Annotated in this window: 21 protein-coding genes; 18 read left to right on the forward strand and 3 right to left on the reverse strand. The window is 56.8% G+C overall.

Features of this window, described 5'->3' with window-relative positions; all coding sequences use genetic code 11:
* Window positions 1-167 precede the first annotated feature (167 nt).
* The 13 genes from ABHF33_RS02575 to ABHF33_RS02635 all read left to right on the forward strand — a co-directional run bounded on the left by ABHF33_RS02575 (window position 168) and on the right by ABHF33_RS02635 (window position 15,819).
* The gene (locus tag ABHF33_RS02575) at window positions 168-902 is read left to right on the forward strand and encodes an ABC transporter ATP-binding protein (RefSeq protein WP_348945496.1); all 735 of its coding nucleotides are present in this window, start codon (window positions 168-170) and stop codon (window positions 900-902) included.
* Window positions 899-2,323, forward strand: a complete 1,425-nt coding sequence (locus tag ABHF33_RS02580) for an ABC transporter permease (protein WP_348945497.1) — start codon at window positions 899-901, stop codon at window positions 2,321-2,323. The genes ABHF33_RS02575 and ABHF33_RS02580 overlap by 4 nt, the downstream gene beginning before the upstream one ends.
* A 403-nt stretch (window positions 2,324-2,726) precedes the next feature.
* Complete coding sequence (locus tag ABHF33_RS02585) at window positions 2,727-2,921, forward strand: LiaF transmembrane domain-containing protein (protein WP_348945498.1); 195 nt, start codon at window positions 2,727-2,729, stop codon at window positions 2,919-2,921.
* Window positions 2,918-3,721, forward strand: a complete 804-nt coding sequence (locus ABHF33_RS02590; protein ID WP_348945499.1) for an outer membrane lipoprotein-sorting protein — start codon at window positions 2,918-2,920, stop codon at window positions 3,719-3,721. The genes ABHF33_RS02585 and ABHF33_RS02590 overlap by 4 nt, the downstream gene beginning before the upstream one ends.
* The gene (locus ABHF33_RS02595) at window positions 3,718-5,058 is read left to right on the forward strand and encodes a hypothetical protein (protein WP_348945500.1); all 1,341 of its coding nucleotides are present in this window, start codon (window positions 3,718-3,720) and stop codon (window positions 5,056-5,058) included. The genes ABHF33_RS02590 and ABHF33_RS02595 overlap by 4 nt, the downstream gene beginning before the upstream one ends.
* 9 nt (window positions 5,059-5,067) lie before the next feature.
* On the forward strand, window positions 5,068-6,186 hold the full coding sequence (locus ABHF33_RS02600; protein WP_348945501.1) for a sensor histidine kinase: 1,119 nt from the start codon (window positions 5,068-5,070) through the stop codon (window positions 6,184-6,186).
* Window positions 6,187-6,274: 88 nt separating this feature from the next.
* Entirely contained in the window at window positions 6,275-7,045 is a 771-nt protein-coding gene (locus ABHF33_RS02605) for a LytR/AlgR family response regulator transcription factor (RefSeq protein ID WP_348945502.1), read from the forward strand.
* Window positions 7,046-7,442: 397 nt separating this feature from the next.
* Window positions 7,443-8,153, forward strand: coding sequence for a response regulator transcription factor (locus tag ABHF33_RS02610; RefSeq protein ID WP_348945503.1), 711 nt, complete (start codon window positions 7,443-7,445; stop codon window positions 8,151-8,153).
* Window positions 8,150-9,853, forward strand: a complete 1,704-nt coding sequence (locus ABHF33_RS02615; RefSeq protein WP_348945504.1) for a FecR domain-containing protein — start codon at window positions 8,150-8,152, stop codon at window positions 9,851-9,853. The genes ABHF33_RS02610 and ABHF33_RS02615 overlap by 4 nt, the downstream gene beginning before the upstream one ends.
* Window positions 9,854-12,229, forward strand: a complete 2,376-nt coding sequence (locus ABHF33_RS02620; protein ID WP_348945505.1) for a CHASE2 domain-containing protein — start codon at window positions 9,854-9,856, stop codon at window positions 12,227-12,229.
* A 151-nt stretch (window positions 12,230-12,380) separates the two neighbouring features.
* A complete protein-coding gene (locus tag ABHF33_RS02625; protein WP_348945506.1) occupies window positions 12,381-14,204 on the forward strand; it encodes a TolC family outer membrane protein in 1,824 nt (607 codons plus the stop codon).
* Window positions 14,205-14,345: 141 nt separating this feature from the next.
* A complete protein-coding gene (locus tag ABHF33_RS02630; protein WP_348945507.1) occupies window positions 14,346-14,942 on the forward strand; it encodes a response regulator transcription factor in 597 nt (198 codons plus the stop codon).
* Between the two features lie 97 nt (window positions 14,943-15,039).
* Window positions 15,040-15,819: a GntR family transcriptional regulator gene (locus tag ABHF33_RS02635; RefSeq protein ID WP_348945508.1), complete on the forward strand. Its 780-nt coding sequence runs from the start codon at window positions 15,040-15,042 to the stop codon at window positions 15,817-15,819.
* A 54-nt stretch (window positions 15,820-15,873) separates the two neighbouring features.
* On the opposite strand, the gene ABHF33_RS02640 is transcribed toward ABHF33_RS02635, so the two are convergent.
* Both ABHF33_RS02640 and orn read right to left on the reverse strand, forming a co-directional pair.
* On the reverse strand, window positions 15,874-16,386 hold the full coding sequence (locus tag ABHF33_RS02640) for a CinA family protein (RefSeq protein ID WP_348945509.1): 513 nt from the start codon (window positions 16,384-16,386) through the stop codon (window positions 15,874-15,876).
* A gap of 24 nt (window positions 16,387-16,410) precedes the next feature.
* A complete protein-coding gene (gene orn / locus ABHF33_RS02645; protein WP_348945510.1) occupies window positions 16,411-17,007 on the reverse strand; it encodes an oligoribonuclease in 597 nt (198 codons plus the stop codon).
* 48 nt (window positions 17,008-17,055) lie between these two features.
* On the opposite strand from orn, the gene ABHF33_RS02650 reads away from it, so the two are divergent.
* The 3 genes from ABHF33_RS02650 (at window position 17,056) to rsgA (ending at window position 19,626) form a co-directional block, all read left to right on the forward strand.
* Window positions 17,056-18,321, forward strand: coding sequence for a M48 family metallopeptidase (locus tag ABHF33_RS02650; RefSeq protein ID WP_348945511.1), 1,266 nt, complete (start codon window positions 17,056-17,058; stop codon window positions 18,319-18,321).
* Window positions 18,322-18,392: 71 nt separating this feature from the next.
* On the forward strand, window positions 18,393-18,707 hold the full coding sequence (locus ABHF33_RS02655; protein WP_348945512.1) for a 4a-hydroxytetrahydrobiopterin dehydratase: 315 nt from the start codon (window positions 18,393-18,395) through the stop codon (window positions 18,705-18,707).
* Window positions 18,708-18,726: 19 nt separating this feature from the next.
* The gene (gene rsgA, locus ABHF33_RS02660) at window positions 18,727-19,626 is read left to right on the forward strand and encodes a ribosome small subunit-dependent GTPase A (RefSeq protein WP_348945513.1); all 900 of its coding nucleotides are present in this window, start codon (window positions 18,727-18,729) and stop codon (window positions 19,624-19,626) included.
* 103 nt (window positions 19,627-19,729) lie between these two features.
* Here the strand turns inward: rsgA and ABHF33_RS02665 are convergent, their stop codons facing one another.
* Complete coding sequence (locus ABHF33_RS02665; protein WP_348945514.1) at window positions 19,730-20,284, reverse strand: DUF2062 domain-containing protein; 555 nt, start codon at window positions 20,282-20,284, stop codon at window positions 19,730-19,732.
* 149 nt (window positions 20,285-20,433) lie between these two features.
* Here ABHF33_RS02665 and ABHF33_RS02670 point away from each other — a divergent pair, with 149 nt between their 5' ends.
* Together ABHF33_RS02670 and ABHF33_RS02675 are read left to right on the forward strand one after the other, a co-directional pair.
* Complete coding sequence (locus ABHF33_RS02670; RefSeq protein WP_348945515.1) at window positions 20,434-22,647, forward strand: RelA/SpoT family protein; 2,214 nt, start codon at window positions 20,434-20,436, stop codon at window positions 22,645-22,647.
* A gap of 199 nt (window positions 22,648-22,846) precedes the next feature.
* The gene (locus ABHF33_RS02675; protein ID WP_348945516.1) at window positions 22,847-24,733 is read left to right on the forward strand and encodes a methyl-accepting chemotaxis protein; all 1,887 of its coding nucleotides are present in this window, start codon (window positions 22,847-22,849) and stop codon (window positions 24,731-24,733) included.
* The last annotated feature ends 27 nt before the right edge of the window (window positions 24,734-24,760 follow it).

Raw genomic sequence — 24,760 nt, forward strand, 5'->3', positions numbered from 1 at the left:
CCTCCACACTCAATCCGTCTCCGCTCTAACTAATTTCCACAAAATGCCGTCCCCGTTGAATCCTTCTAATTGCAGCTTATCCATGCCAGATGCATTTTATCGCAGTGCCCAGCGCTGTTACGGCGAGCGATTTAAAGTAAGCCTGACCAACAAGGAGGCTAGGCATCATGTCTGCGCTACATATTTCACAACTTTATAAGCATTACCAGCTCGATGCGGTGCGCGTACCGGCGCTGATCGACATCAATCTGGACATCCAGCCGCAGCGCTTTACCGTGCTGTCCGGCCCTTCGGGCAGCGGCAAAACGACGTTACTGAATCTGATCGGCTGCATCGATCAACCCGATTCGGGCGAGATCATCATCGCCGGACAAAACACCAAAACGCTTAGCGACAACGCGCTAGCTGATTTTCGTTCGCGCCATATCGGCTTTATTTTCCAGAATTTCAATCTGCTGCCGGTGCTCACCGCGTTTGAAAATGTCGAATACCCGCTGATTCTGACCAAAATGCCCGCCGCCAAGCGCAAAGCGCGCGTTGCGCAATTGCTTGACGCAGTCGGCCTCAGCGATAAAGCGCGCAATCTACCGGGGCAGCTTTCTGGTGGACAACGCCAGCGAGTGGCCATTGCCCGCGCACTGGCCACCGAGCCGCAATGGGTGCTGGCCGACGAGCCAACGGCCAATCTCGACAGCCAGACAGGCGCGGCGATTATCCAGCTGATGCGCCGGATGCAGCGCGAGCTGAAAGTGTCTTTTGTCTTTTCATCGCACGACCCGCAAGTGCTGGCCGCCGCCGACGATGCGGTGTTTATCCGCGACGGGCAACTGCAGCCGATGCAGGCCAAATCCGCGCTGAGCAGCGTCGACTCAAACAATAATCAGCAACAGGTGGCAGCATGAACACACTCTCTCTGGCCTGGCGCAATCTGCTGCGCAATCGCCGTCGCTCAATGACCACCCTGCTGGCCATGGTGATCGGGGTTGTCGCCATCCTGCTGTTTGGCGGCTATAGCGGCAATATCAATCTGGGGCTACAAACCGGCTTTGTTCGCGACAGCGGCCATTTGCAGATTCAGCGCCAGGATTACTTCCTCTATGGCACCGGCAATCCGGCAGCATATGGCATTCGTGATTACCAGCGCGTGATTGCAGTGATCAAGGACGACCCGGTGCTCGCACCAATGCTCACCGTGGTCACACCGACGCTCAGTCTGGGCGGCATCGCTGGGAATTTCTCGGCCGGCGTATCGCGTACCGTGGTGGGCAACGGCATTGTGGTCGACGAACAAAACCAGCTGCGCTTATGGAATGACTATCAGTTTCCCGATGAGGCGCGCCCTTCGCCGCTGAGCAATACCGCGCAAAACGCAGCCAGCATTGGCGTTGGCGTGGCTCGCGTCTTGCAGCTGTGCGCAGCCTTGAAAGTCAGCGATTGCCCGCAGGCCAAAGCGCCGCCGAGCACGACTACTGCTGCCGCTGATGCCGCCGCTGATGCCGCATCTGCGCCGGATGACATCAGCGCCCTGTCCGAGCTGGAAGCTGCGCCCAAATCATCAGGCCCCGCCGAAGCGGGAGCCCGTATCGAATTGCTCGCCGCCAATACCCACGGCGCGCCCAATGTGGCCGCGCTGCAAGTGGTCAAAGCCGAGCTGCTGGGCGTCAAGGAGCTGGACGATATGTCGATCACGCTGCACCTGAAGCAAGCGCAGCAGCTGATCTACGGCAATGACGCGCCGCAGGTAACGGCGATCGTGCTGCAGCTCAAACACACCGAGCAGATCGCTGCCGCGCAGGCACGGCTTAATCAGCTATTGCAGACTGAATTCAAATCGCTCTCGCTTGAAGTACACGACTACGCCACCCTCAACCCGAGCTACGGCCAGATTACCGGCATGTTTGCCGCCATTTTCAGCTTTATTACGCTGCTGATCGGCGCAATTGTGCTGTTTACCGTCGGCAATACGATGAGCATGGCGGTGGTCGAGCGCACGGTTGAAATCGGCACCCTGCGGGCCATTGGCCTGCGCCGAGGCGGGATTCGCCGACTGTTTGTCTGCGAAGGCGTACTGCTGGGGCTGGTGGGTGCGGGTCTGGGCGTGCTGATGGCGCTGCTGTTTGCCTACATCATCAATCACAGCGGGCTAAGCTGGATGCCACCGGGCAATACCGATCCGGTTGCACTCACCGTCCGGGTCTGGGGCGAGCCCAATATGATTCTGGGTACCGCCATCGGCCTGCTCTTGGTGGCCGCAATCTCGGCCTGGTGGCCAGCCCGCCGCGCAGCACAACTCAATATCGTCGATGCCTTGCGCCATGTTTAACGATTAAAGCTAAGGGTATTGCCATGAAAGCCAACATAGAAAATAGCTACATGGCAATACCCATAACAATAAGGTTATGTTCTCAATGTGTGCTGATCGTTTTTAGCGCCTTCGGCGCGGTGTTTTGCAGTCGCAATCCGCGACGGGGACTCACTTTCTTTGCTTCGCCAAAGAAAGTAAGCCAAGAAAGGCGACCCCCGCCTGCGGCCCTCCGGGCTACCCTCGGTCGGTCGCGAGCCAAACGGTAAAACTGTTTGTCTCACTCCACTCCCTCGGCGAGGGGCGACAGGGGATTTTAAGCTCCAGATCCACCAGCGAGGTTGGAATCAACTCGTACTGAGAACAGCAGCAATAATTACTTACTGGCATTTCATTTCAATAAGCCACTCAAGGAGAATTTATCATGCGTCACTCCATCATCCTCTTGCTGATCGGTGCGGTATTTCTGGGTGTGAATCTGGGCTGGTGGCCCGGTGTGATGAATCTGCTGGCCACCTGGTGGCCGCTGATTCTGATTGCCGTGGGCATCTCTGGCTTGATCCGCCATAAAGAAAACCGCACCTGCCGCCATCCTCACCATCAAGGAGAGCAGCAATGACCGCCCGCTCGTTCACCATGAAGCGTCAGGCGCTGGCCTTGCTGCTGGCGGCGGTAATGCAAAACAGTCTGGCTGCGCCCACAACCACCGCGCAAGACTTGCTCGCCGCCAGCGACGCGATCCGCAATCCTGATCGCTCTTTTGGCCTAAACAATACACTGATCGAATACCGCGACGGCAAGCAGATCGATAGCTCGACGCTGGCCATCTATGCGCGTGCCGATAGCAAAACCGGGCAGTTTCGCAACCTGATTCGCTTTGTCTCGCCGCAGCGCGACGCAGGCAAATTGCTGCTGAAAAATGGCAATGATTTGTGGTTTTTTGACCCCAGCAGCAAGGCCAGCGTGCGTATTTCGCCGCAGCAGCGCCTGCTGGGGCAAGCCGCCAACGGCGACGTAATGACGGTGAATCTGGCGCTGGATTACCACGCCAGCCTGCTGGCCGAAGAAGACGTGCAGGATGGCGAGCGCCAGAAGCGCGCTAGCTATCTGCTCAATCTGAAGGCCAAACATGGTGAAGTCACTTACGAGCGTATCGAATACTGGATAGACCGCAGCAATAGCCGCCCGATCAAGGCCAAATTTTACTCCAGCAGCGATCGCCTGCTGAAAACCGCTTACTATCGGCAATTCAAATCGCAGCTGGGCGTCGAGCGCCCGACCGAAACGGTGATCATCGACGGGCTGGACCCGAAATGGATTACCGTCATGCGCACCAGCGATCTGGCTTATCGCGATGTGCCCGAGAGCTGGCTGCAGCGCGACTATCTGCCCCGCTTTAACCCGGAACAGGCCAAATGACAGCCGCCGCGCCCCGCTCGCCTAGCGTCACCCAACTGGGAACTCGGCTGGGAACGGGTCTAGCCATGCTCGCCGCGCTGCTGAGCCCGGCCGCCGCGCAGGCCGACGATCTGGATGCCTTGTCGCTGGCCGACCAGACGCCGCAGACCGAAGTTGAGCAGCAGTCATGGCAGTTTTTCACCGAGGGTATGCTCGGCTACATCAATCGCAAAGAAGGCCAGAGCGATATACACCCAAGCCGTATCTCGCTTGATCTAAGCGTGGATTATCGTTTCAATGCGCAATGGCGCGGCGTGCTGGCCAACCGTCTTGATCTGAACCGGGTTGATCTGAAAGATGGGCAAGGCAGCCAGCACGAGCAGATCAATACGCTGAAAGAAGCCTATCTCAGCTGGCAAATCCAGCCCGACTGGCTGCTGGACGCCGGGCGCATCAATCAGCGCAATGGCATGGCTTACGCCTATAACCCCAGCGATTTTTTCAAAGCGGGCGCGCTGCGCTCGGTGGTGTCGATCGCCCCGGCCAGCTTGCGGGAAAATCGCCTGGGCAGCGCCATGCTGCGTACCCAGTATTTATGGGAAGGTGGCTCGCTCAGCGCCCTGTACGCGCCGCGTGTTGGCGATGGTATTGGCGATGGCACTAGCAATATTGCCCAAGGCGCAGATAGCGGCAGCTTTGCTCTTGATTTGGCCTCGAGCAACCCAGCAGACCGCTGGCAACTGGCGTGGAGCCAGCGCTGGTTTGACGGTTTTTCGCCGCAATTGATTCTGTTTAAAGAAGCGGGCAGCGCGCCCCGACTGGGGCTCAATGCCAGCTGGCTGGCCAGCGATGCGCTGAGCCTGTATGCCGAATACAGTGGCGCACGCAGCCGCAGCCTCGCACAAAAAGCCCGGCAGATTGGCGGCGACGAGCGCTTTTACTCTCGCCTCTCCAGCGGCGCGACTTACACTTTCCCAGTCAATCTAAGCCTGACGCTGGAATATCAGTACAATCAAGCCGCGCTGGATAAAACGGGCTGGCAGGCGCTAGGTCAGCAAGGTGCGGCTTACGGGCGCTATCGCTCGCTAGCGACGCGCGAGCAGGATAATCCCACGCGGCACAATCTGTTTATGCTGGCGAGCTGGAATAATGCGCTGATGCGCAATCTGGATTTAAGCCTGATGCTGCGCCGGGATCTGGTCGATCACAGCACGCTGCACTGGCTGGAAGCGCGCTACCATTTCAAATGCGCCGATCTGGCGCTGCAATGGCAATCGCAACAGGGCAGCGCCATCAGCCAGTACGGCGCGGCTGCCGAGCGCAACAGCGTACAGGCGCTGATCAAATACTATTTTTAGGGCTGCAGCATGGCACTTTTTTTCTCGACCAAGCAGTTTCCCAATTTCAACTGGCAACGCGAAATCGGCCTCTTGTTACTGGTCAATACGATTATTGCTGTTGCGCTCAGTGTAATTGAAGGCGCAACCAGCTTTGGCCAGAACCTGCTGATTTCGCACTGCATTGGTTTTAGCATCGGCAGCACCAACTGTCTGCTTCACCTGGGCGTGCCCAGCATAGGCTGGAACTGGCGCTCGATCATGTCGGTGATTCTGGGCGTGCCGCTTGGCTTTACGGTGGCGCACTGGCTAGGCGCGCCCAATGTTTTTACCATGATGCAGCAAAACCCGGATCATCAATGGCGCGGGTTTGCCTTTGCGATGATTGTCTCGTTTGTCGCCTGCGCATTTTTTATCGTTTTTTACCGTGCGCTCACCTACAAGCACGAGCTGGAAAAAGCCAAGCGCCAGCACGCCGAAGCCAGACAAGCCGAAATCAGCGCACAGCTGGCCATGCTGCAAGCACAGATCGAGCCGCATTTTCTGTTTAATACGCTGGCCAATGTGCACAGCCTGATTACGCGCGATGCGCCGCTGGCGCAAACCATGCTCGAACACTTGAACGATTACCTGCGCGCCAGCCTGTCGCGCACCCGGCAGGCGCAAACCAGCCTGGCTGATGAAATCGAGCTGGTGCGCGCGCTACTGGCCATCAGCCAGATTCGGCTGGGCGCACGGCTCACCTATGAAATCAATATTTCACCGGCGCTGCTGCACGCCCAGCTGCCACCGCTGCTGCTGCAACCGCTGGTGGAAAACGCGCTGGAACACGGCATTGAGCCAGCAATTGAAGGTGGGCATATTCTGATTGAGGCACAGCAGCTCGAAGCGGGTGAAGTAAGTGGCAGCGACACACTGCTATTGCGCGTCAGCGATACCGGGCTGGGGCTCAATCATGCGGGCAGCGGCAGCAATGGCGTGGGTCTGACCAATGTGCGCGCCCGGCTGCAATCGCTGTACGGCGAGCGCGGCCAGCTACTGCTCAGCAGCCAGACGATGTCCAGCGCCAGAGCCGCAAGCCAGTCTGGCCATGGTGTGATTGCCGAATTGCGCTTGCCGCTCAAGCGGCTGGGGCAGGCTTCATCGTAAAGATAGATTCGTCGCTCTGACAGCACCTACAATCAGCACACAATCCATTTTGGTCACGATTTGCATGATTAGCATAGAGAAGCCCCGCATGAGTACCGCCCTGATTGCCGATGACGAACCGCTGCTGGCACAAAATCTGGCCGAGCGCCTGGCTGAGCTCTGGCCCGAATTGCAGATTGTGGCCGTCGTGAAAAACGGCCTTGAAGCCAGCGCCGAGCTCAATCGCCTGCAGCCCGATCTGGCTTTTCTCGATATCCGCATGCCGGGGCTCAATGGCTTGCAGGTGGCTGGCACGCTGCAGCACACCCGCGTGGTGTTTGTCACCGCTTATGACGAATACGCCGTGGCGGCGTTTGAGAACAATGCGATTGATTACCTGCTCAAGCCGGTGAGCGATGCGCGGCTGGCGCAATGCATTGCCAAGCTGCAACGCAGCCAGGCAGCAGCCAAACCGGCAACGCTGGATCTGCCGCAGTTGCTGCAGCAATTACTGGAAAAACAGGGGCAAACGCCAGGCCAGCCCGCCGCACCCAGCTACTTAAGCTGGCTGACCACCGGCTTGGGCGACACCACGCGGCTGGTGGCCTGCGATGAAGTGCTGTATTTCCAGGCCAACGACAAATACACCGAAATCGTCACCGCCACCGAGCGCCACCTGATCCGCACCTCGCTCAAGGAGCTGCTGCCGCAGCTTAACCCGCAGCGCTTTGCCCAAATCCACCGTGGCTACATCGTGTGCCTATCCGCCATCGCCCGGATCGACCGCGACCTGCTGGGCCGCCAGCGCATTCACCTGAAAGGCAGCGCCGAAATCCTGCCGCTGAGCCGCAGCCACGCAGGCCAGTTTAAACAAATGTAGGGTATAGCCCTGAAAACCAATCTGTATATTACTTACAAGACTATACCCAAACAAATCCGGTGATGTTCTCAATACCTATTGATCCGAGCCTCGCAGGTGGATCTAGGGCTTGAAACCCCCTCTCGCCCATCGCCGAGGAAGTGGAGCGAGACAAACAGCATTACCGTTTGGCTCGCGACCGACCGAGGGAAGCCCGGAGGGCCGCAGGCGGGGGCCGCCTTCTTTTGCTCACTTTTCTTGGCGGAGCAAGAAAAGTGAGTCCCCGTCGCGGATTGCGACTGCAAGAACACCGCGCCGAAGGCGCTAAAAATGATCAACACAAATTGAGAACATTGCCGCGCCTTGACGGTACAATGCGCACATTAACCACTATGTAAGCGGCGAGCTTGTGAGCAGCATGATGCAGATTGCAGCACTGGACGATGATCCCCATCAGTTGGATTTGCTCAGTAGCACCGTGGCGGCAATGGGGCATTCGATCAGCCTGTACAGCACGGCGCACGAGCTGCAACGCCAGCTGCGGCTGCAACAGTTTGATTTGCTGCTGATCGACTGGGAGCTGCCCGAGCAGAGCGGCATTGACGTGATCAAATGGGTACGCGAAGAGCTGGACAGCGCAATCCCGATCATTATGCTCACGCATCGCAATAGCGAGCGCGATGTAGTCACCGGGCTATCGGCCGGGGCGGATGACTATATGCAAAAGCCGCTGCGCGTTGAAGAGCTCAAGGCGCGTATCATGGCCATTTGCCGCCGCACCCAGCCCAAACCGGCACAGCGCCAGACGCAATTTGGCGGTTTTGCACTCAATCCGGCGCTGAAAACCATCCGCTATCAAGATGAAGACATCATCCTCAAAGAGCGCGAATTTGATCTGGCGTTGTGCCTGCTGAGCAATACCGGCCGCGTACTCACCCGCCAGTATCTGATGGAAACCCTGTGGGGAATGAATAGCGATATTCCCACCCGTACGCTCGATACGCATATTTCCACCCTGCGCAGCAAGCTGCATTTGCGCCCCGAGCGCGGCTTTCGGCTCAGCGCAGTCTACGGCCACGGCTACCGGCTGGACGAAGTCGGCGACTCTTTTTCGGATTCATCATCGTGATTAACCTTTGCTTTTCTCAAGCCAGACTGACTACTTTGCGACACGCCGCGACCCTGCTCGGTACGCTGCTGGTATCGACAACGCCCGCCGCGCTGGCCAGCGAAGACATACATCATTATCCGGTCAAGCCGGGCGACAATCTGTACCGCATTGCAGAGCAACTGCTCAATCGCCCGAGCGACTGGCAGGCCGTTGCCAAACTCAATGCCATTAAAAACCCCGATTTTCTGCAGCCGGGCAGCACGGTCAAAATCCCGCTGCGGCTGATGCGCGGCGTGGCGCAGAGCGCGCAAGTGCTGTATCTGCGCGGCGAGGTCAAAGTGATTGCCGGGCCCGACAAGGGCAAAGCGCTGTCGGCCGGACAAACACTGCGCGAAGGCAATGTGATTGCCGCCAGCGCCAATGGCTGGCTGGGGCTGGGTTTGCAGGACGGCAGCCAGATTTATGTGTCGCCCAATAGCCAGTTCACCTTGCAACGCTTGCGCGATGTGCCGCAGGTCGGCGCGCGCCAGACCGAAGTCAAACTCAAGCAGGGCCGTGCCGATTTTGCGGTGGAAAAACAGCCCGCCGGTTCGCGATTTGAAGTAACGACGCCGCTGGCCGTCACCGGCGTGCGCGGTACGCGCTTTGGCGTGGCGCTCAATGCACAGGGCACGCGCACGCTCACCGATCTGCTCAGCGGTGCCGTGGTCTTTAAGGCCGGCGCGGTGAAAACCGGCGCACACACCGAGCTTGCAGCTGGTCATGGCATTGTGCTTGATCAGGGCCGCCAACCGGCGCTAAAAGCCCTGCCCGACCCGCCGCAGCTCACGCAAGCGCTCAGCCGGATCGAATCGCTGCCATTTGTACTCCCTTTACAACTCAGCGACTCAAAGGGTGCAGACACAACCAGTACTTTTCTGGCGCAGCTGGAAACCATCAGCCAGCCCGCGCAAATCATCTGGCTAGCTAATGAAGCCAAGCCGACACTCAGCGCTGACATTGCCGATGGCAACTATCTGCTGCGTGTCCGCGCCATCAGCAGCGATGGCCTGGCGGGCAAGGAGTTACTCACCCCGCTCCACATCAAAACCACGCCAGCCGCACCGCTAATCCAGACCCCGGCGCAAGGCGCGCATCTGCCCAGCGGCCAAGTGACACTGCTGTGCGCAGGCGATGACGATGCCAAGGGGTATCTATTCCAGATCAGCGGTCAGATTGACTTTGCGGGCAATACCCAGGAAAAAATTATAGAAGGATCGCGGTGCCGCTGGGATAGCCAGCTTGATCAGCCGCAGGCCTATTTCTGGCGCGTCGCCACACTGGAAAATATCACCAACGCCCAGCGTGGCCCTTTTAGCGCACCCACCGTTTTTAACGTGGTTAAAGCGCCAAGCGCACCCGAAGCCAGCGAGAGCTACACCGATCAATTACGCGTGCAATGGGCTGGCGAGCCAGGCAGCAGCTATCAGCTGCAAATTGCCCACGAGCGCGATTTTGCCGCGCCGATCCTTGATCTGCAGCTCAGCGAGCCGCACACCGCGCTCGACATTCCGCTGGGCTGCCGTGATTATTTTATCCGCATCAAATCGACCAATCAGTACGGCATGAGCTCGGCGTTTTCCAAAGTGCGGCGGCTCAATACCCCTGCCGTTCTGTGCAGCAGCAACGGGCTGGGCTTGCGCGACAGTCAGGGGCAAATCATCCGTCTTGCCGATTAAATGCCGGGCCGTTTTGCAGCTTTTAATCGCCCTGCACACAGCTCGCCACACGCGGCGCGCTGGCTGCTGATCGCAGTCAGCCTGCTGCTGGCGCTGGCGCTGGGCTGGATCAACGGGCTGGGGCGGCTGGATCAGTCGCTGATGGATTCCAGCGCCAGCCGCCAGCAGCGCGCGATTGACCCGGATATTGTGATTATCGCGATTGACGACGCGAGCATTGCCAAGCTGGGGCGCTGGCCGTGGCCACGGCACTACCACGCAGATCTGCTTGAACGGCTGCAGCACGCACGCGCAGTCGGGCTTGACCTGGTTCTGTCCGAAGCCGATGCACACCATCCGGCCAATGATCAGGCGCTCTCGCAGGCCATGCGCCAGCACGGGCGCGTAGTGATGCCGGTTTTTCTGGCCAATCAGGGCGGGCTTGGTCAGCTCACCCTGCCACTGCCCAGCCTGGCCGGCAGCGCAGCTCAACTGGCACACATCAATACCGAGCTTGATCGTGATGGTCTGGTGCGCAGCGTGTATTTGCAGGAAGGCCACGCCGCCACACCGTGGCCGCATCTGGCGCTCTCCTTGCTGAATGTCGCGGGCGAAGCCCCTGCAAGTCTGCCGGGTCAGGCCCTGAGCAGCGAGCAGCGCGGCAATTCAAAATTGTGGCTGCGTGATCATGCCTTGCAACTGCCACTGGCTGGCCCGGCGGGCACTTATCCGCGTTACAGCTACGCTGATGTACTGGCTGGCAAGATTGCTCCGTCGGCCTGGCAAGGCAAATACGTGCTGATTGGTGCCACCGCAGCCGGGCTGGGCGACGCTTACCCGACGGCCATGACTGGCCCGCAAGCGCTGATGCCCGGCGTTGAGCTGATTGCCAATACGCTGGATACGCTACGCAATCGACACCCGCTGCGCCGCGCGCAAGCCTGGGAGAATGCTGCATTCAGCGTTGTCGCCACCGTGCTGGCATTACTGGCTTTGCAGTATTTGCGCCCAAGGCAGGCGCTGCTGGCGATGGTGCTGCTACTGGCGCTGGTGCTGGCCGCGTGCGAGCTGATGCTCAGCCGCTGGCATATCCAGCTTGCCCCGATGGCCGCCTTGCTGATGGTGATTTTGCTCTATCCGCTCTGGAGCTGGCTACGCATGGAAGCGACCTTGCGCTATTTTGCCCAGCAACTCGATCACATTCGCCGCGAAGATCCTTTGCTGGCCAGCTTGCCCCACGAAGGCGCCGGGCTCGATATGCTCGACAAGAAAATGGCCGCCTTAAGCCACGCCGTTGAACAATTGGCGCATTTGCGCCGCTTTGTCCGCGATAGCCTGGATCAGCTGGCCGATTGCGTTCTGGTCTGCGACGCGCAGGGCCGGATTATTCTGGCCAATCTGGCGGCACGGCATGAGCTGGGAGATGGCTTACATGTTAATTTGAATATTGGCTTAGCCGATGGCAGTGGCCAGCCGCTGCGCGAGCTGCTCGCCAGCCAATTCTTAAGTCAAGGCACAGCAACGCAGCAGAGCACCCAGCCGGATGCGCTGGCGCATATTTTTGCTACGCAGGCAACTACGGCCAGAGTTTACGATCAGCGCGGGCGCGAGCTGCTGCTCAAATCGGTGCCACGGCACGATCAGGCAGGCAAGCCAATGGGCTGGATTGTCAGCCTGATTGATTTGTCACTGATTCAGGCCGCCCAGCGCCAGCGCGATGAAGCGCTGGACTTTCTGTCACACGATATGCGCTCGCCGCAATCGGCAATTCTGGCGCTGCTAACCCTGCACCAGAGCGCACACCCCGAGCTCGATGCGGCGCAAACCATGCTGTTTGCGCGCATCCGCAATCATGCACAGCGCACTTTGCAGCTGGCCGATGACTTTGTGCAGCTGGCCCGCGCCAGCGCTGCGCCGCTGAACATCGAGCAGATCGACCTGTACGATCTGTTGTGCGAAACCGTCGATCAATTCTGGGAAAAAGCCCAGCTGGCCGGGATAAATATTAATGCCATCTGCCAGCTGGATAATGACGGACAGGCTATTTATCCGGCAGATCGCCAACTGCTGGCGCGGGCACTGGGCAATCTGATCGAGAACGCACTGAAATACGGCCATAGCCCGCGCGGGATAGATTGCTCGATTAGCCGCCAGCACAGCGGCGACATCGTGCTGGCCGTGCAGGACTACGGAGTCGGGCTTGATCCGGCCCGGCGCGACACGCTGCTGGCGCGCTTTGGTCAGCTGGGCAAAACGCAAAATGGCGTTGGTCTTGGCCTGGCGCTGGTCCACACCGTGGCCGAGCGCCACCACGGCCAGCTCAGCATCGATGCCCAGCCAGGATCGGGAGCCTGCTTCTCGCTGGTTCTGCCCGCAGTGATTGACGGTAACGCATAACTGCAATCTGTTAACGATTGTTAACTCGATTGAAGCAAGCTGACTTAGCGTTTAAGATCGGGAAAAAATACCAAAAACATAAGGCAAGTGATTTATTTCACACTTGATCTTATGGGCAGATAACTCAAAATCACTCGACATGGATAAAGCAATGACACTGAAACCACTTGCACTACTTTGCATGCTGCTGTGCGCTCAAAGCGGATTTGCCGCCAGCAACCTCAAGGAAGCGGTCGAACAAACCGTCCTTAAAAACCCCGAAGTGCGCGCCAAATGGCTGGGCTACAAAGCTTCCAGCGATGAGCAGGACGTTGCCAAGGCCAATTACTACCCGCGCGTTGATCTGAATGCCTACACCGGCATGGAAAAACAGCAGCGCCCGACCGGCAATAAAGGCGGCGCTTTTGGCCATAGCGGCGTTAATCTTGAATTGCGCCAGATGCTGTTTGACGGCTTTGCCACCCAAAGCGAGGTGCGCCGTCTGGGCTATGGCAAACTGACCCGCTATTACGAATTGCTCGCCGCCAGCGATATGGCCGCGCTGGAAACCGTTAACGCCTACCTTGATGTGCTGCGCTACCGCGAGCTGGTTGAGCTGGCCAAAGACAACTACGCCATTCACAAAGAAACCTACGATCAGATTACCGAGCGCGTGAGCGCTGGCGTGGGCCGCCGCGTTGATCTGGAAACCGCCACTGGCCGTTTGGCGCTGGCCGAATCGAACTGGCTCACGCAAGCCTCCAACCTGCACGATGTCTCTGCCCGCTACGAGCGCCTGACTGGCTCGCTGCCCGCCGCCGACATGAGCAAGCCCGGCAGCCTGGCTGCTGCGCTGCCTGCAGACGCCGCTGCCTTGCGTGCGCAGCTGGTGCACAATCCGCAATTTAAAGCCGCCGTTTACAATATCCGCGCCGCCCGCGCCGACGCCGAAAACAAGCAAAGCGACAACTACCCCACCTTCGAGCTGCGCGCCAGCCAGGGCCTGGACTGGAATCGTGACAATGTCGATGGCAGCTACAAAGACGGCGTCGTTCAGCTGGTGATGAACTACAACCTATTCCGTGGCGGTGCCAGCAAAGCCCGCGCCAGCCAGTACGCCGAACAACTGAATATCGCTTACGAAATGCGCGACAAAACCTGCCGCGACATTCGCCAGACCACGCAGATCGCCTGGAACGACACCTTCCGCCTGAAAGAGCAGCTCAGCTACCTCGACCAGCATGTGCTCGCCACCGAAAAATCGCGCGACGCCTTCCGCCGCCAGTTCGACATCGGCCAGCGCTCATTGCTGGACGTACTCGATACTGAAAACGAATTGTTCGAAGCCAAAATCGCGCTGGTCAAAGCCGACTACGACTACCAGCTCTCGCACGCCCGCGTGCTGGCGCAAACACACCAGCTGCTCGCCACCTTGCAACTGGCCCCATTGGAAAGCAGCGGCCCGGACGACAATCTGGGTGACAATGTCAGCGACGACGAAAAAGTGGCCTGCGCAGGCGGCATGATCGACAGCGTCAAGCTCGATCGCGACGCCGCCATGGCCGCCCGCCCTCCGCGCACCGCTGTCGTTGCCGAAGTGACCCCCACACCGCAGCCAGCCCCTGCCGCGCCGGGCAGCAACTGCGACAAAGCCATCAGCGATCTGGTCGGCAACTGGTCCGCCGCCTGGTCAGGCAAACAGCTTGACACCTACCTGAGCCTCTACGCCGCCAGCTTTGAAGCCAGTGGCGGGCGCACCCGCGCCGACTGGGAAACCAAACGCCGCGCTCGCGTTGGCAAGGAAGGCAGCATCACGCTCAAGCTGGACAACCCAAGCTGCAAGATGAGCGGCAAAGATCGCGGTGAAGTGACCTTCACGCAGCACTACAGCTCGAAAGACTACAGCGACACCGTCCTGAAAACGCTGGAGCTGGTGCAAGAAGGCGGCAAATGGAAAATCAGCCGCGAACGCGTCACTAGCGGCCGTACCGAGTAATCACATCAACAGCATGTATTGCCACGCAGGCCAATAAATAATTGGCCTGCAGCCTTATACCCAAGCTTGCCGCTGCGCCATTCAGATCAATAAGATCAAATGGCGCAGAGCGAGCGACTCGCATCTAAAAATGGAACACCGATGAGCCAGCCGATTTATCTGCTTAGCCAAGACGCTGGTCTGCTCAAACACTGGCAGGCCAGCTGGGGAGCCGCTTGCATCACCATAGAGCAAGCCTGCAGCCCTCTGCCCGCCGACGCCATTCTGGTACTCGATCTGGCGCACCCACAATTAATGCAGTGGGATAATGCGCAGTGGTCGGCTCGCCTGAGCTCGGCACTGGTGATCACGGCCAGCACCAACCCTCGGGACGAGGAAGGCCATTATTTACTCAGCGCAGGCGCGCGCGCCTATTGCCATGCGGCCGCCCCCGGCAAGCTGCTGGAACAGGTTTTGTCCGTCGTGGCTGCTGGAGAAATCTGGGCCGGCCGCAGCCTAGTCCAGCGCATTTTAAGTGCCATCAACCAGTTGCCCGCCCAGAAACCAGTGCTCAGCGAATTAAGCGAGCGGGAAAAAGAAACCGCCATCTATGCGGCCAAAGGCTACGCCAATAAGGAAATCGCCCGCGTACTGAATATTTCGGAACGCACCGTCAAGGCGCATCTGACCAGTTGCTATGACAAACTGGGCATCAGCGACCGTGTCCACCTGACGCTACGTGTGAATGGATTGAGCTAGTCGCTAGCCTGCCATTCATCCGCTGTACGGACCATCGCTAGCCTGCCGCCGATTTGCGCTCGCCTATACTCGGCAAACAAGCCATGGGAGCGCAATCATGAATAGCATCAGCGAACAGGAGTTTATTGAGTCAGCCCAGCTTGCCACGCTGGATTTGTCCGATCTGGTGCCGCAACCCCATCTGCCGCAATCCAATTTAATCCAGTTTTTTGACCGACTCAGAAAGGCTGTCATCAATGGGCGCTGGCGCCCCAACAACGCGCTGCCAAGCACTGAAGAATTTGCCTACCTGACCGGCCTGCCCGTCGCACAAGTCCAGCTGGCCTTGCGCCTGCTCAATAGCCAGCACTGGATACGCAAGGCCAGCGACGGGCTGTATTACATTACGCCCAGACTGGATCAGCCGGTTGGCAAGCTCAGCAGCTTTAGCGACATGCTCAAAGAGCGGGGTTTTACACCCGCGTCAACCTGGATCGAGCGGGTAATCACCGAGCCCAGTCTGGACGAGCAGTGGCGCCTTAATCTGCACACGGGTGAGCAAGTAGCCCGTTTGCAAAGACTGAGGATTGCCGACGGGATCGTCATCGGCTACGAAGTAAGCGCGATTCCGTCACGGTTTTTACCCGACCCCGGGCAAGTGCAGGATTCGCTGTACGCTTACTTTCGGAGCGCACAGCTGGAGATCGCGATGGCGCGGGAGGAAATCGACGCCGATTATGCCGATGAAGACATGGCCAACTGGTGTAATTTTGACCCGCAACAACCACTATTGCGGCTGACGCGGGTCAGCTATCTGGCTGATGAAACGCCACTGGAATTGAGCTACTCATTCTTTCGCAGCGATTATTACCATTACGTTGTGCAGTACCGTGACTAAAACGGGCAAATACTCACCCGGTGAGCGCAAACACTGTTGAACAAAAGAGCAGGGTCAAGCAGCTTCACGCAGGAAAGTAGCAAGCCTCTCTAATGCACGGTATACCGTTGCAGCCCTGATCTGTGAACGGTTACCGGCAAATACCTGCTTCTCGGTCACAATGCCAGTTGGCGTTGCCCACGCCAGCCAGACAGTGCCAACCGGTTTTTCAACGCTTCCCCCGGTCGGGCCGGCAATGCCCGACACGGCCACCGCCCAGCGCGCGTTGGCATTGGTTGCCGCACCTTGCGCCATCGCCGCGACCACTGGCTCGCTCACTGCGCCAAGGCCGTCGATAAAAGCCGGGGGCACATCCAGCATGTCGGTTTTGGCGTGATTGGCGTAAGTGATATAGCCGCGCTCAAACCACGCGCTTGAACCGGCGATTTCGGTGATCGCCGCAGCGATCAGCCCGCCGGTGCACGATTCAGCCGTTGCCAGCGTTTCGCCACGCGCAAGCAGCAATTGGCCAATCTCGGTCGAGATGGCGTCGACTTCAGCCGAAAAAGGAGCGGGAAAATCAGGCATAAGCGTCATCTTCCTCCGACGCCTTTAGGCGTCATCCTCCTCTGTCTGCAATAAAGCAACGTCAACGCCTTCACCGGCCAGCTTGATGAAGTTGTCGCGGTAAAATTTCAGCTCGTCGATCGATTCCAGAATATCGGCCAGCGCCGTATGCGCGCCTTTTTTCTTAAATTGCTTGGCCACTTCGGGCTTCCAGCGTTTGCACAATTCTTTCAGCGTTGACACATCCAGATTGCGGTAATGGAACCAGCTTTCCAGCGTGGGCATGTATTTGACCAAAAAGCGTCTATCCTGATGCACCGAGTTGCCGCACAAGGGCGAGACGCCTTTCGGGCAATACTGGCTGATAAATTCGATCACTTGCGCTTCAACTTCGGCCTCGGTCAAAGTCGACGCTTTGACTTTCGCAGTCAGGCCGGAATTGCCATGCGTTTTGGTGCACCAGTCGTCCATCGCATCCATAATTTCATCTGATTGATGCACGACCAGCGTTGGGCCTTCGGCGATCAGGTTCAAGTGGCTGTCGGTAATCACCACGGCTATTTCGATGACGCGGTCGGTTTCTGGCTCCAGACCGGTCATTTCCATATCGATCCAGATGAGGTGGTTCTGGTCTTGTGGCATACTTGCTCGCTTGTATTCATAAAAAAATCTATTTTATCCCGCGATCCCATGACTGCCCACCAATTTTCCATCCTCTTTCTATTCGCACTGCTGACCAGCGTTTTGCTGCAACTGTGGCTGGCGATGCGCCATATCAATCATGTACTGAGGCATCGCAAGGCGTTACCCAGCGAGTTTGCCGGGCAAATCAGCATTGAAGCGCATGGGCGCGCAGCAGCTTACACCATTGCCAAAACGCGTTTTGGCATGTTCAGCACCATTTTTGATGCAATGCTGCTGGCGGCATTTACCGTTGGTGGCGGGATCGAATGGCTATCGCAACTGACTGCACCGTGGTTTGACGCCGATATTGCCCAAGGCCTGGCGTTAATCACCGGCCTGGCCGTCGTCAACACGATGCTGAGCCTGCCATTTTCACTGATCTCAACTTTTGTCATCGAAGCGCGTTTTGGTTTTAACCAGATGACACCCAAATTGTTTATCGCCGATTTCATCAAATCGACCGCGATAGGTGCAATCATCGGCCTGCCCTTGCTGGCGGCGATTTTATGGCTGATGGCGCGCATGGGGGAGAACTGGTGGCTGTATGTGTGGGCCACGTGGCTGGTTTTTTCGCTCACATTGATGTGGGTCTTCCCGACGTTTATCGCGCCGCTATTTAATAAATTTGTCCCGATGGAAGACGGCGCAATGAAAGAGCGGATTGTTGCGCTACTCACCCGTTGCGGCTTTACCAGTAATGGCCTCTTTGTAATGGACGGCAGCAAACGCTCCAGCCACGGCAACGCCTACTTTACCGGTCTTGGCAAATCCAAACGCATCGTCTTTTTTGATACCTTGCTTAAAACGCTGGAGCCGGCCGAAGTGGAAGCCGTGCTGGCGCACGAGCTGGGGCATTTCAAACATCGCCATATCGTCAAACGTCTGGTGTGGACATTTGCGCTGATGTTAGGCCTGCTCTGGGTGCTGGGCGAGCTCAAATCGCAGCTGTGGTTTTATCAGGGGCTGGGCGTGAGCACACCAAGTACGGCCGCCGCACTGCTGCTGTTTTTCCTCACCTTGCCGGTGTTTACTTTTATTTTTGCACCGATCAGCTCGATTACCTCGCGCAAGCATGAATACGAAGCCGACGCATTTGCCGCATCGGTATGTACAGAATCCGGTGGTTCGGCCAATGATCTGATTACGGCGCTGGTGAAACTGTACCGCGATAATGCATCAACGCTGACGCCAGATCCGCTGCACAGCATGTTTTACGATAGCCACCCACCAGCAAGCTTGCGCATCGCGGCTTTGCGCCGATTGAATGGCTAAATTGTCAGTTTCGGGGCCAAAACCATGCTAGAACTAGATTACATTTTAACCAGCACCAACGGGATGTAATCATGGCCTTGGCACAAGAAAACTGTATTGATAAAGCCCCCAAACTGGACGATGTAGCGGCAGAAATGCTCTCGACCGACCTGCAGGACTGGATTATGGTCAACGGCAGCCTGGAAAAGACCTTCCGCTTTCGCAATTTTCACGAAACAATGGCCTTTGCCAATGCCGTTGCGTACATCGCGCAGCAGCAAGACCATCATCCTTCGATAGACCTGACCTTTGGCCGCTGCAAGCTGACGTGGAATACCCATTCAGCGGGCGGTCTTTCCCGCAATGACTTCATCTGCGCTGCCCGGGTTGATCAACTCAAAGCGTAGACCAACAGATCAAGGCTTCATGACCGCTACCACTGCCCGCATTGTGACCAGCTACGGCAAAGTTTATATCGTTGAACTTGACGATGGCCGCCGCCTTTCCGCCTCGACCCGAGGCAAAAAAACCGATTATGCCTGCGGCGATTATGTCGCCATCGACGTACTCAACGCCGAGCAGGCGGTGATCAACAAGGCGCTGGAGCGCAAAACGCTGCTCTATCGCTCGGATCAATGGAAAAGCAAACTGATCGCTGCCAATGTGACGCAGATTATTATCGTTGTCGCATCGGTGCCGAGTTTTTCGGATGAGCTAATCGGCCGCGCGCTGCTCGCCGCAGCGGACGCCAATATCCGCGCGGTGATTTGCCTGAATAAATGCGATCTGCCCGAAAGCGAGGCCGCGCGTGAGCGGCTGGCTTACTACAAGCAGTTTGATTACCCAGTGGTTGAAATCTCGGCCAAAGAAGATCTGAGCCCCTTGCTGCCTTGGCTGGACGGGCAGATTTCGGTGCTGGTTGGCCAATCGGGCATGGGTAAATCAACGATTACCAATGCGCTGATTCCCGAAGCCAATGCACGGGTGAATGAAATATCAGTCGCGCTCGATTCGGGCAAGCATACGACGACACACGCGCAGCTTTATAAATTAAATGTGAGTGATTTTACAAAGGCGGCCGAGCTAATCGATTCGCCCGGCCTGCAATCGTTCGGGCTGGCGCATATGCGCGCCGAATCGCTGCCCCACCTGATGGCCGATATGTCACCGCACGTTGGGCAATGCCGCTTTAGCAACTGCCGCCATCGCCAAGAGCCCGGCTGCGCGATTCTCAGCGCTGTGGCCGCAGGTCAAATCGCAGCGACCCGATTGGAACTGATGCACCGCTTGCAGGATGAAATCCAGCTGGCCAGCACCAATTACTGATGGTGTGAGGTGTGAGGTGTGAGGTGCATTCAGCTTGATTGAACGGGGTATATCAATACAAGCATTATTGATTAAAGCCTACATTAATATACCCGGTTCGGTATTAAACTTTGTTTCGCGGCTGTTTAGCTCTCTTGCGTAGCGCAAAATATATCCACAAGCGCCACAGCAATTGCACAAGCAGATAGCTGCTTGTCGCTAGCAAAAACCCTAATAAGGGCAGACCAATCAGCAGCGGCATTCCCAACGATTGAACCCATACCCCCATCGCAGCAAGCCAATCGAAAAAGGTCAAATCCATCAGCGATGGAATTTGCGCCATGGTGGCGCTACCATCCTGCCCCGTCACCCAGGAGCCAAGCAAAAAGGCCAGCCAGTAAATCGGCGCAATCGTGAACGGGTTGGTATAAAAAGTTGCAAAAATCGCCACCGGCAAATTAACACGAAAGCCCAGCGCCAGCACTGACGCCGTAATCACCTGCAAAGGGCCAGGAATCAGCCCGCCGATCATGCCCGCAGCCACACCCCCAGCCACCGAGCGGCGGTTCAGATGCCATAAATTGGGGTGCTCAAACCAGTGCGCAAACCGGCGCAAAAACCGGTTCTGATGCAAGGTGTGCTGATCAGGCAGCCAGCGACGCAATATTTTTTTCGGCATATGTAAATATTCATCATCAATAAGCTATGACAGACCTTTTATTTTGGGCAAAATTCACCACTGAACAAAATATGCTGAACGCACACTAATGGTTTGTTGCCTTCTGGCAAGATCCCCCGGGCATTCGCACACAGGACATCGCATTTTTTATGGTCGCAGTCACCCGCCCTCTTGCTCAATCCATTGCCGAAGCGGCCGACCCTGATCGCTGGCTCGCCGCACTGGCCGAGCGCTATCCGCCCAGTGAGATAGCGCGCCTACGCGAGGCGCTGGACTGGATTGCCGAGGTTTACGGCAAAGCACTCAATCCCGATACTGATGAATCGCTGTTTCTGCACGCGGTGGCCAGCGCGTCCATCGTTGCCGATTTGCGTATGGACGCCAACGCAGTCATTGCGGCGCTACTGTTCTGCATCCCGGATTTTGTTGAAAAATCAGCCGAGCAAACCGACAAGCGCTTTGGCCCTATCGTGGCCTCGCTGGTCGATGGCATCAGCAAAGTGCGCAAGCTGCGAGCGCTGGCCAAACCGGCAGCAGGCAAGGCCGACGATTACGCGCAGCAAGTCGAAGCGCAGCGCAAGATGCTATTGGCCATGGTCGAAGATATTCGCGCCGTACTGATCAAGCTGGCGTGGCGCACGCAAACGATGCACAGCATTGCCAAAATCAGCGAGGAGCGCCGCAGAAAAATCGCGCAGGAAACGCTGGATGTTTTCGCACCGCTGGCCAATCGCCTGGGGGTGTGGCAAATCAAATGGGAGCTGGAAGACCTCGGTTTCCGTTTCCTGCACACCGATACTTACAAGAAAATCGCCAAGCTGCTCGACGAGCGCCGTGTCGATCGCGAATATTTCATCGCCGAAGTACTCGGTACTTTGCGCGGAGAACTCGCCAAAGCGGGCGTGACGCATGTCGATTTGATGGGGCGCCCCAAGCATATCTACAGCATCTGGAAAAAGATGCAGAAGAAAAAGCTCGATTTTTCCGAGCTATACGACATCCGCGCCGTGCGGGTGCTGGTCGATGACGTGAAAGATTGCTATACGGTTCTCGGCATCGTGCATAACCTGTGGCAGCCGATTCCTGGCGAATTTGATGACTACATCGCGCAGCCCAAGGGTAACTTCTACCGCAGCCTGCACACAGCGGTAATCGGCCCGCAAGATAAAGCCGTCGAAGTGCAAATCCGCACTTTTGATATGCACGATCACGCCGAATACGGTGTGGCGGCGCACTGGCGCTACAAAGAAGGCGGCCATGGCGATGCGCGCTATGAAGAAAAAATCGCCTGGTTGCGCCAGCTGCTCGACTGGCGCGACGACGTTGCCACCGACGATAAATTTACCGATGCATTCAAAGCCGAATTATTTGAAGACACGATTTATGTGCTCACCCCGGCTGGGCGCGTCATTTCGTTGCCAAAAGGCAGCACACCGGTCGACTTTGCTTACCATTTGCATACCGATCTGGGGCATCGCTGCCGTGGCGCCAAAATCAATGGCCAGATCGTACCGCTCAATACCGCACTGGAAAACGGCCAGCGGATTGAAGTACTGTCCTGCAAGGAAGGCGGCCCGAGCTTGGACTGGCTGCATCAGGGCTACGTCAAAAGCCACCGCGCTGCGCAAAAAATCCGCCACTGGATACGCCAGCAAAATCTGGATGTCGCCATCGAGGCGGGCAAAAATCTGTACGACAAAGAATCGGCACGTGCAGGTGCGAGCCAGCTGAATCAGGATCTGGTCGCCGAGCGGCTGGGCTACAAAACCATCGCCGAAGTGCATATTGCTCTGGGTCAGGGCGAAGTGAGCCTGCGCGAGCTTAATCTGGCCTTTAGCGACGCATTACGCCCGGTAGAACCCGAAGCGACAGAAACGCCGGAAGACTTTGTCCGTGCCGCACGCGCTACGCAATATGGCGAGGGTATTCTGATCGAGGGCATCGACAAACTGATGACGATGCTCGCCAAGTGCTGCAAACCCGTGCCACCCGACGCAGTGATGGGGTATGTCACCAAGGGGCGTGGCATTTCAATCCACCGCTGCGATTGCCCTGCCCTGAAACGCCTGGCAGCAGAAGCACCAGAGCGGCTGATTCGCGCCGACTGGGGCAATCTGGCCAAAAGCGGCCATGTGTTTGCCGTGGATATTCTGGTAGAAGCCATTGAGCGCGCCAGCTTATTGCGCGATCTGACCGACATCATGTCACGCGAAAAAATCAACGTCAGCGCGGCCAATATGCAGGTTCGAGATGGACGCTCGCGGATTTCATTCACCATTGAAATTCGTGATAACGAACAATTGCTGCGCATTTTCTCACGTTTGCAGGAAGTGCCCGGCGTGCTGCGCTGCAATCGTAATTAAAGTCAAGACCAGGAAATACAATCAAATAACTGCCAAAAAACTGAGTTCAAAAATACCAAAAACTTACAAAAAACGATAAAAACCCCGATTGACAGCCATTTCAAGCCGGAAATAAGATTTGCTCCTTTAGCAACTCGCATTTATGCCGATAGTAAGCTAATAATCTTATAACAAAATATCTGTCCACACGGAGTGCACAATGTTTAATTCCTTACGCGCAAGGCTGATCGCTTTTATTGCGGTGCTCATTCTGGTTGTCACCTCAGTCCTGACAATCGGGGCTTACACCAAAATGCGCGACGAAATGATTAATGTCGGATTGCGCAACGAAATTATTGGCATTGAAACCGGTTACAGCGTCATGCTGAGAAACTGGATGGCTGATAAGAAAATGATCGTTAGCGCGATTGCCACTGCGCTGGAAGGCGCTACCGACTTCACCCCGGTACTGCTGCAGGGATCAAAAAGTGCGCTGTTTGATTCAGCCTACCTAGGCACGCAGGACAAACAGATGATCGTCTCCCGTGATCTGGGCCTGCCGGAAGGTTACGATCCGACTTCACGCCCGTGGTATCAACAGGCACAGAAAGAAAACAAAACCGTGATGACTGCGCCATATGTTGATGCAGGTACCAAACGGCTAATTATTTCTTTTGCTGCACCGGTGAAAAAAAATGGCGCCTTCTTTGGCGTCGTTGGCACCGATATTTTCCTTGATGACATCGTTAAAGACGTGCTGAATATCAAAATGACCGGCAATGGCTATGCCCTGCTGGTGGACAAAGCCGGCACGATTCTGGTGCACTCGGATCAGGCCAAAATTCTTAAACCTACCACCGACCTTAATCCTGATATTTCCGCGGCCAATCTGGCCAAGATTTCTGCCAGCCAGGATTTTCTGGATACTGAAATCAACGGCGAGGGCAAATATGTTTACGCCAAAGCCATCGACGGCAGTGATGTCGTGCTGATGATGGTGATCGACAAAGCCACCGCACTGGCCCCCTTAAACCAGCTGCTGTGGACTGCCATTGCCACACTGGTGGTGATTTTGTTGATCGTCATTCCGCTGGCCAGCGTGCTGGTGAACCGGATGATGGCCGGCTTGCTGAAAATCCGTAAAGGCATGGTCGAGATTTCTCAGGGTGAAGGCGATCTGACGCGCAAAATTCAGATTGATGGCGATGATGAAATTGCGCAAACCGCCAAGGCCTTCAACCAGTTCACCGACCGTCTGCGCACGATGTTCAGCGATTTGCGCAAGGAAACCGAAAACCTGACCGTAGGCGTGCAGCAAATCAATCAGGTACTCAATACGCTGTCTAATGACTCGCGCATTTTGTCAGACATGGCTGCCACCAACGCAGCGACGATTGAGGAAATCACCGTCAGCATCAGTCACATTGCCGACAACGCTGGTGAAGCCAACCATCTGGTGAACAATACCGGTGCACTATCGGCCGATTCGGCCAAAACCATGAACGAAGTGGCCAATGAAGTGGGCAAATCGGCCACCGAAGTGAGCGAGCTGTCGTCCTTGCTGGATCGACTCAATCAGCGCAGCCAGGATATTAGCGGCATTATTCAGGTGATCAAGGAAATTGCCGATCAGACCAATTTGCTGGCACTGAATGCCGCCATCGAAGCTGCGCGCGCTGGCGAACAAGGCCGTGGCTTTGCCGTGGTGGCCGATGAAGTGCGCAAGCTCGCTGAACGCACCAGCTCGGCCACGCTGGAAATTACCGGCATGATCGATGGTATTCGCGGTGAAACCAATGCAGCAGTCCGCAATATGGAATCAACGCTGGGTGCAGTACAAAGCGGCGTGGCATTATCGAATAATGCGGCCAGCAAGATTGTCGATATTCGCCAGAATATGAGCCAGGTGATGGAGAAAATGAGCGAAATCGCACACGCAACCAAAGAGCAGCAAGATGCGACCACAATGATGGCACAAAGCGCGGAAAACATTACCAATCAAATGCAGCAATCGGATGCCGCCCTGCACCGCGCCAATGATTCGGTGGCCCAGCTCAACCATCTGGCCGGATTCTTGCGCGAGATGTTTGGCCGCTTCAAAGTATAAGCAGGGTATATCCTTGTAGATCAATCT

It is taken from the genome of Chitinibacter sp. FCG-7 (assembly GCF_040047665.1).
Lineage (GTDB): Bacteria > Pseudomonadota > Gammaproteobacteria > Burkholderiales > Chitinibacteraceae > Chitinibacter > Chitinibacter mangrovi.

Excerpts from the sequence above, each read along its gene's own strand:
- ABHF33_RS02620 (WP_348945505.1), top strand. The coding sequence starts at position 9,854 with ATGCCGGGCCGTTTTGCAGCTTTTAATCGCCCTGCACACAGCTCGCCA.
- ABHF33_RS02675 (WP_348945516.1), top strand. The coding sequence starts at position 22,847 with ATGTTTAATTCCTTACGCGCAAGGCTGATCGCTTTTATTGCGGTGCTC.
- ABHF33_RS02610 (WP_348945503.1), top strand. The coding sequence starts at position 7,443 with ATGATGCAGATTGCAGCACTGGACGATGATCCCCATCAGTTGGATTTG.
- ABHF33_RS02590 (WP_348945499.1), top strand. The coding sequence starts at position 2,918 with ATGACCGCCCGCTCGTTCACCATGAAGCGTCAGGCGCTGGCCTTGCTG.
- ABHF33_RS02630 (WP_348945507.1), top strand. The coding sequence starts at position 14,346 with ATGAGCCAGCCGATTTATCTGCTTAGCCAAGACGCTGGTCTGCTCAAA.
- ABHF33_RS02575 (WP_348945496.1), top strand. The coding sequence starts at position 168 with ATGTCTGCGCTACATATTTCACAACTTTATAAGCATTACCAGCTCGAT.
- ABHF33_RS02585 (WP_348945498.1), top strand. The coding sequence starts at position 2,727 with ATGCGTCACTCCATCATCCTCTTGCTGATCGGTGCGGTATTTCTGGGT.
- ABHF33_RS02640 (WP_348945509.1), bottom strand. The coding sequence starts at position 16,386 with ATGCCTGATTTTCCCGCTCCTTTTTCGGCTGAAGTCGACGCCATCTCG.
- ABHF33_RS02595 (WP_348945500.1), top strand. The coding sequence starts at position 3,718 with ATGACAGCCGCCGCGCCCCGCTCGCCTAGCGTCACCCAACTGGGAACT.
- ABHF33_RS02625 (WP_348945506.1), top strand. The coding sequence starts at position 12,381 with ATGACACTGAAACCACTTGCACTACTTTGCATGCTGCTGTGCGCTCAA.
- ABHF33_RS02635 (WP_348945508.1), top strand. The coding sequence starts at position 15,040 with ATGAATAGCATCAGCGAACAGGAGTTTATTGAGTCAGCCCAGCTTGCC.
- ABHF33_RS02650 (WP_348945511.1), top strand. The coding sequence starts at position 17,056 with ATGACTGCCCACCAATTTTCCATCCTCTTTCTATTCGCACTGCTGACC.
- rsgA (WP_348945513.1), top strand. The coding sequence starts at position 18,727 with ATGACCGCTACCACTGCCCGCATTGTGACCAGCTACGGCAAAGTTTAT.
- ABHF33_RS02665 (WP_348945514.1), bottom strand. The coding sequence starts at position 20,284 with ATGCCGAAAAAAATATTGCGTCGCTGGCTGCCTGATCAGCACACCTTG.
- ABHF33_RS02670 (WP_348945515.1), top strand. The coding sequence starts at position 20,434 with ATGGTCGCAGTCACCCGCCCTCTTGCTCAATCCATTGCCGAAGCGGCC.
- ABHF33_RS02580 (WP_348945497.1), top strand. The coding sequence starts at position 899 with ATGAACACACTCTCTCTGGCCTGGCGCAATCTGCTGCGCAATCGCCGT.
- ABHF33_RS02605 (WP_348945502.1), top strand. The coding sequence starts at position 6,275 with ATGAGTACCGCCCTGATTGCCGATGACGAACCGCTGCTGGCACAAAAT.
- ABHF33_RS02600 (WP_348945501.1), top strand. The coding sequence starts at position 5,068 with ATGGCACTTTTTTTCTCGACCAAGCAGTTTCCCAATTTCAACTGGCAA.
- ABHF33_RS02655 (WP_348945512.1), top strand. The coding sequence starts at position 18,393 with ATGGCCTTGGCACAAGAAAACTGTATTGATAAAGCCCCCAAACTGGAC.
- orn (WP_348945510.1), bottom strand. The coding sequence starts at position 17,007 with ATGCCACAAGACCAGAACCACCTCATCTGGATCGATATGGAAATGACC.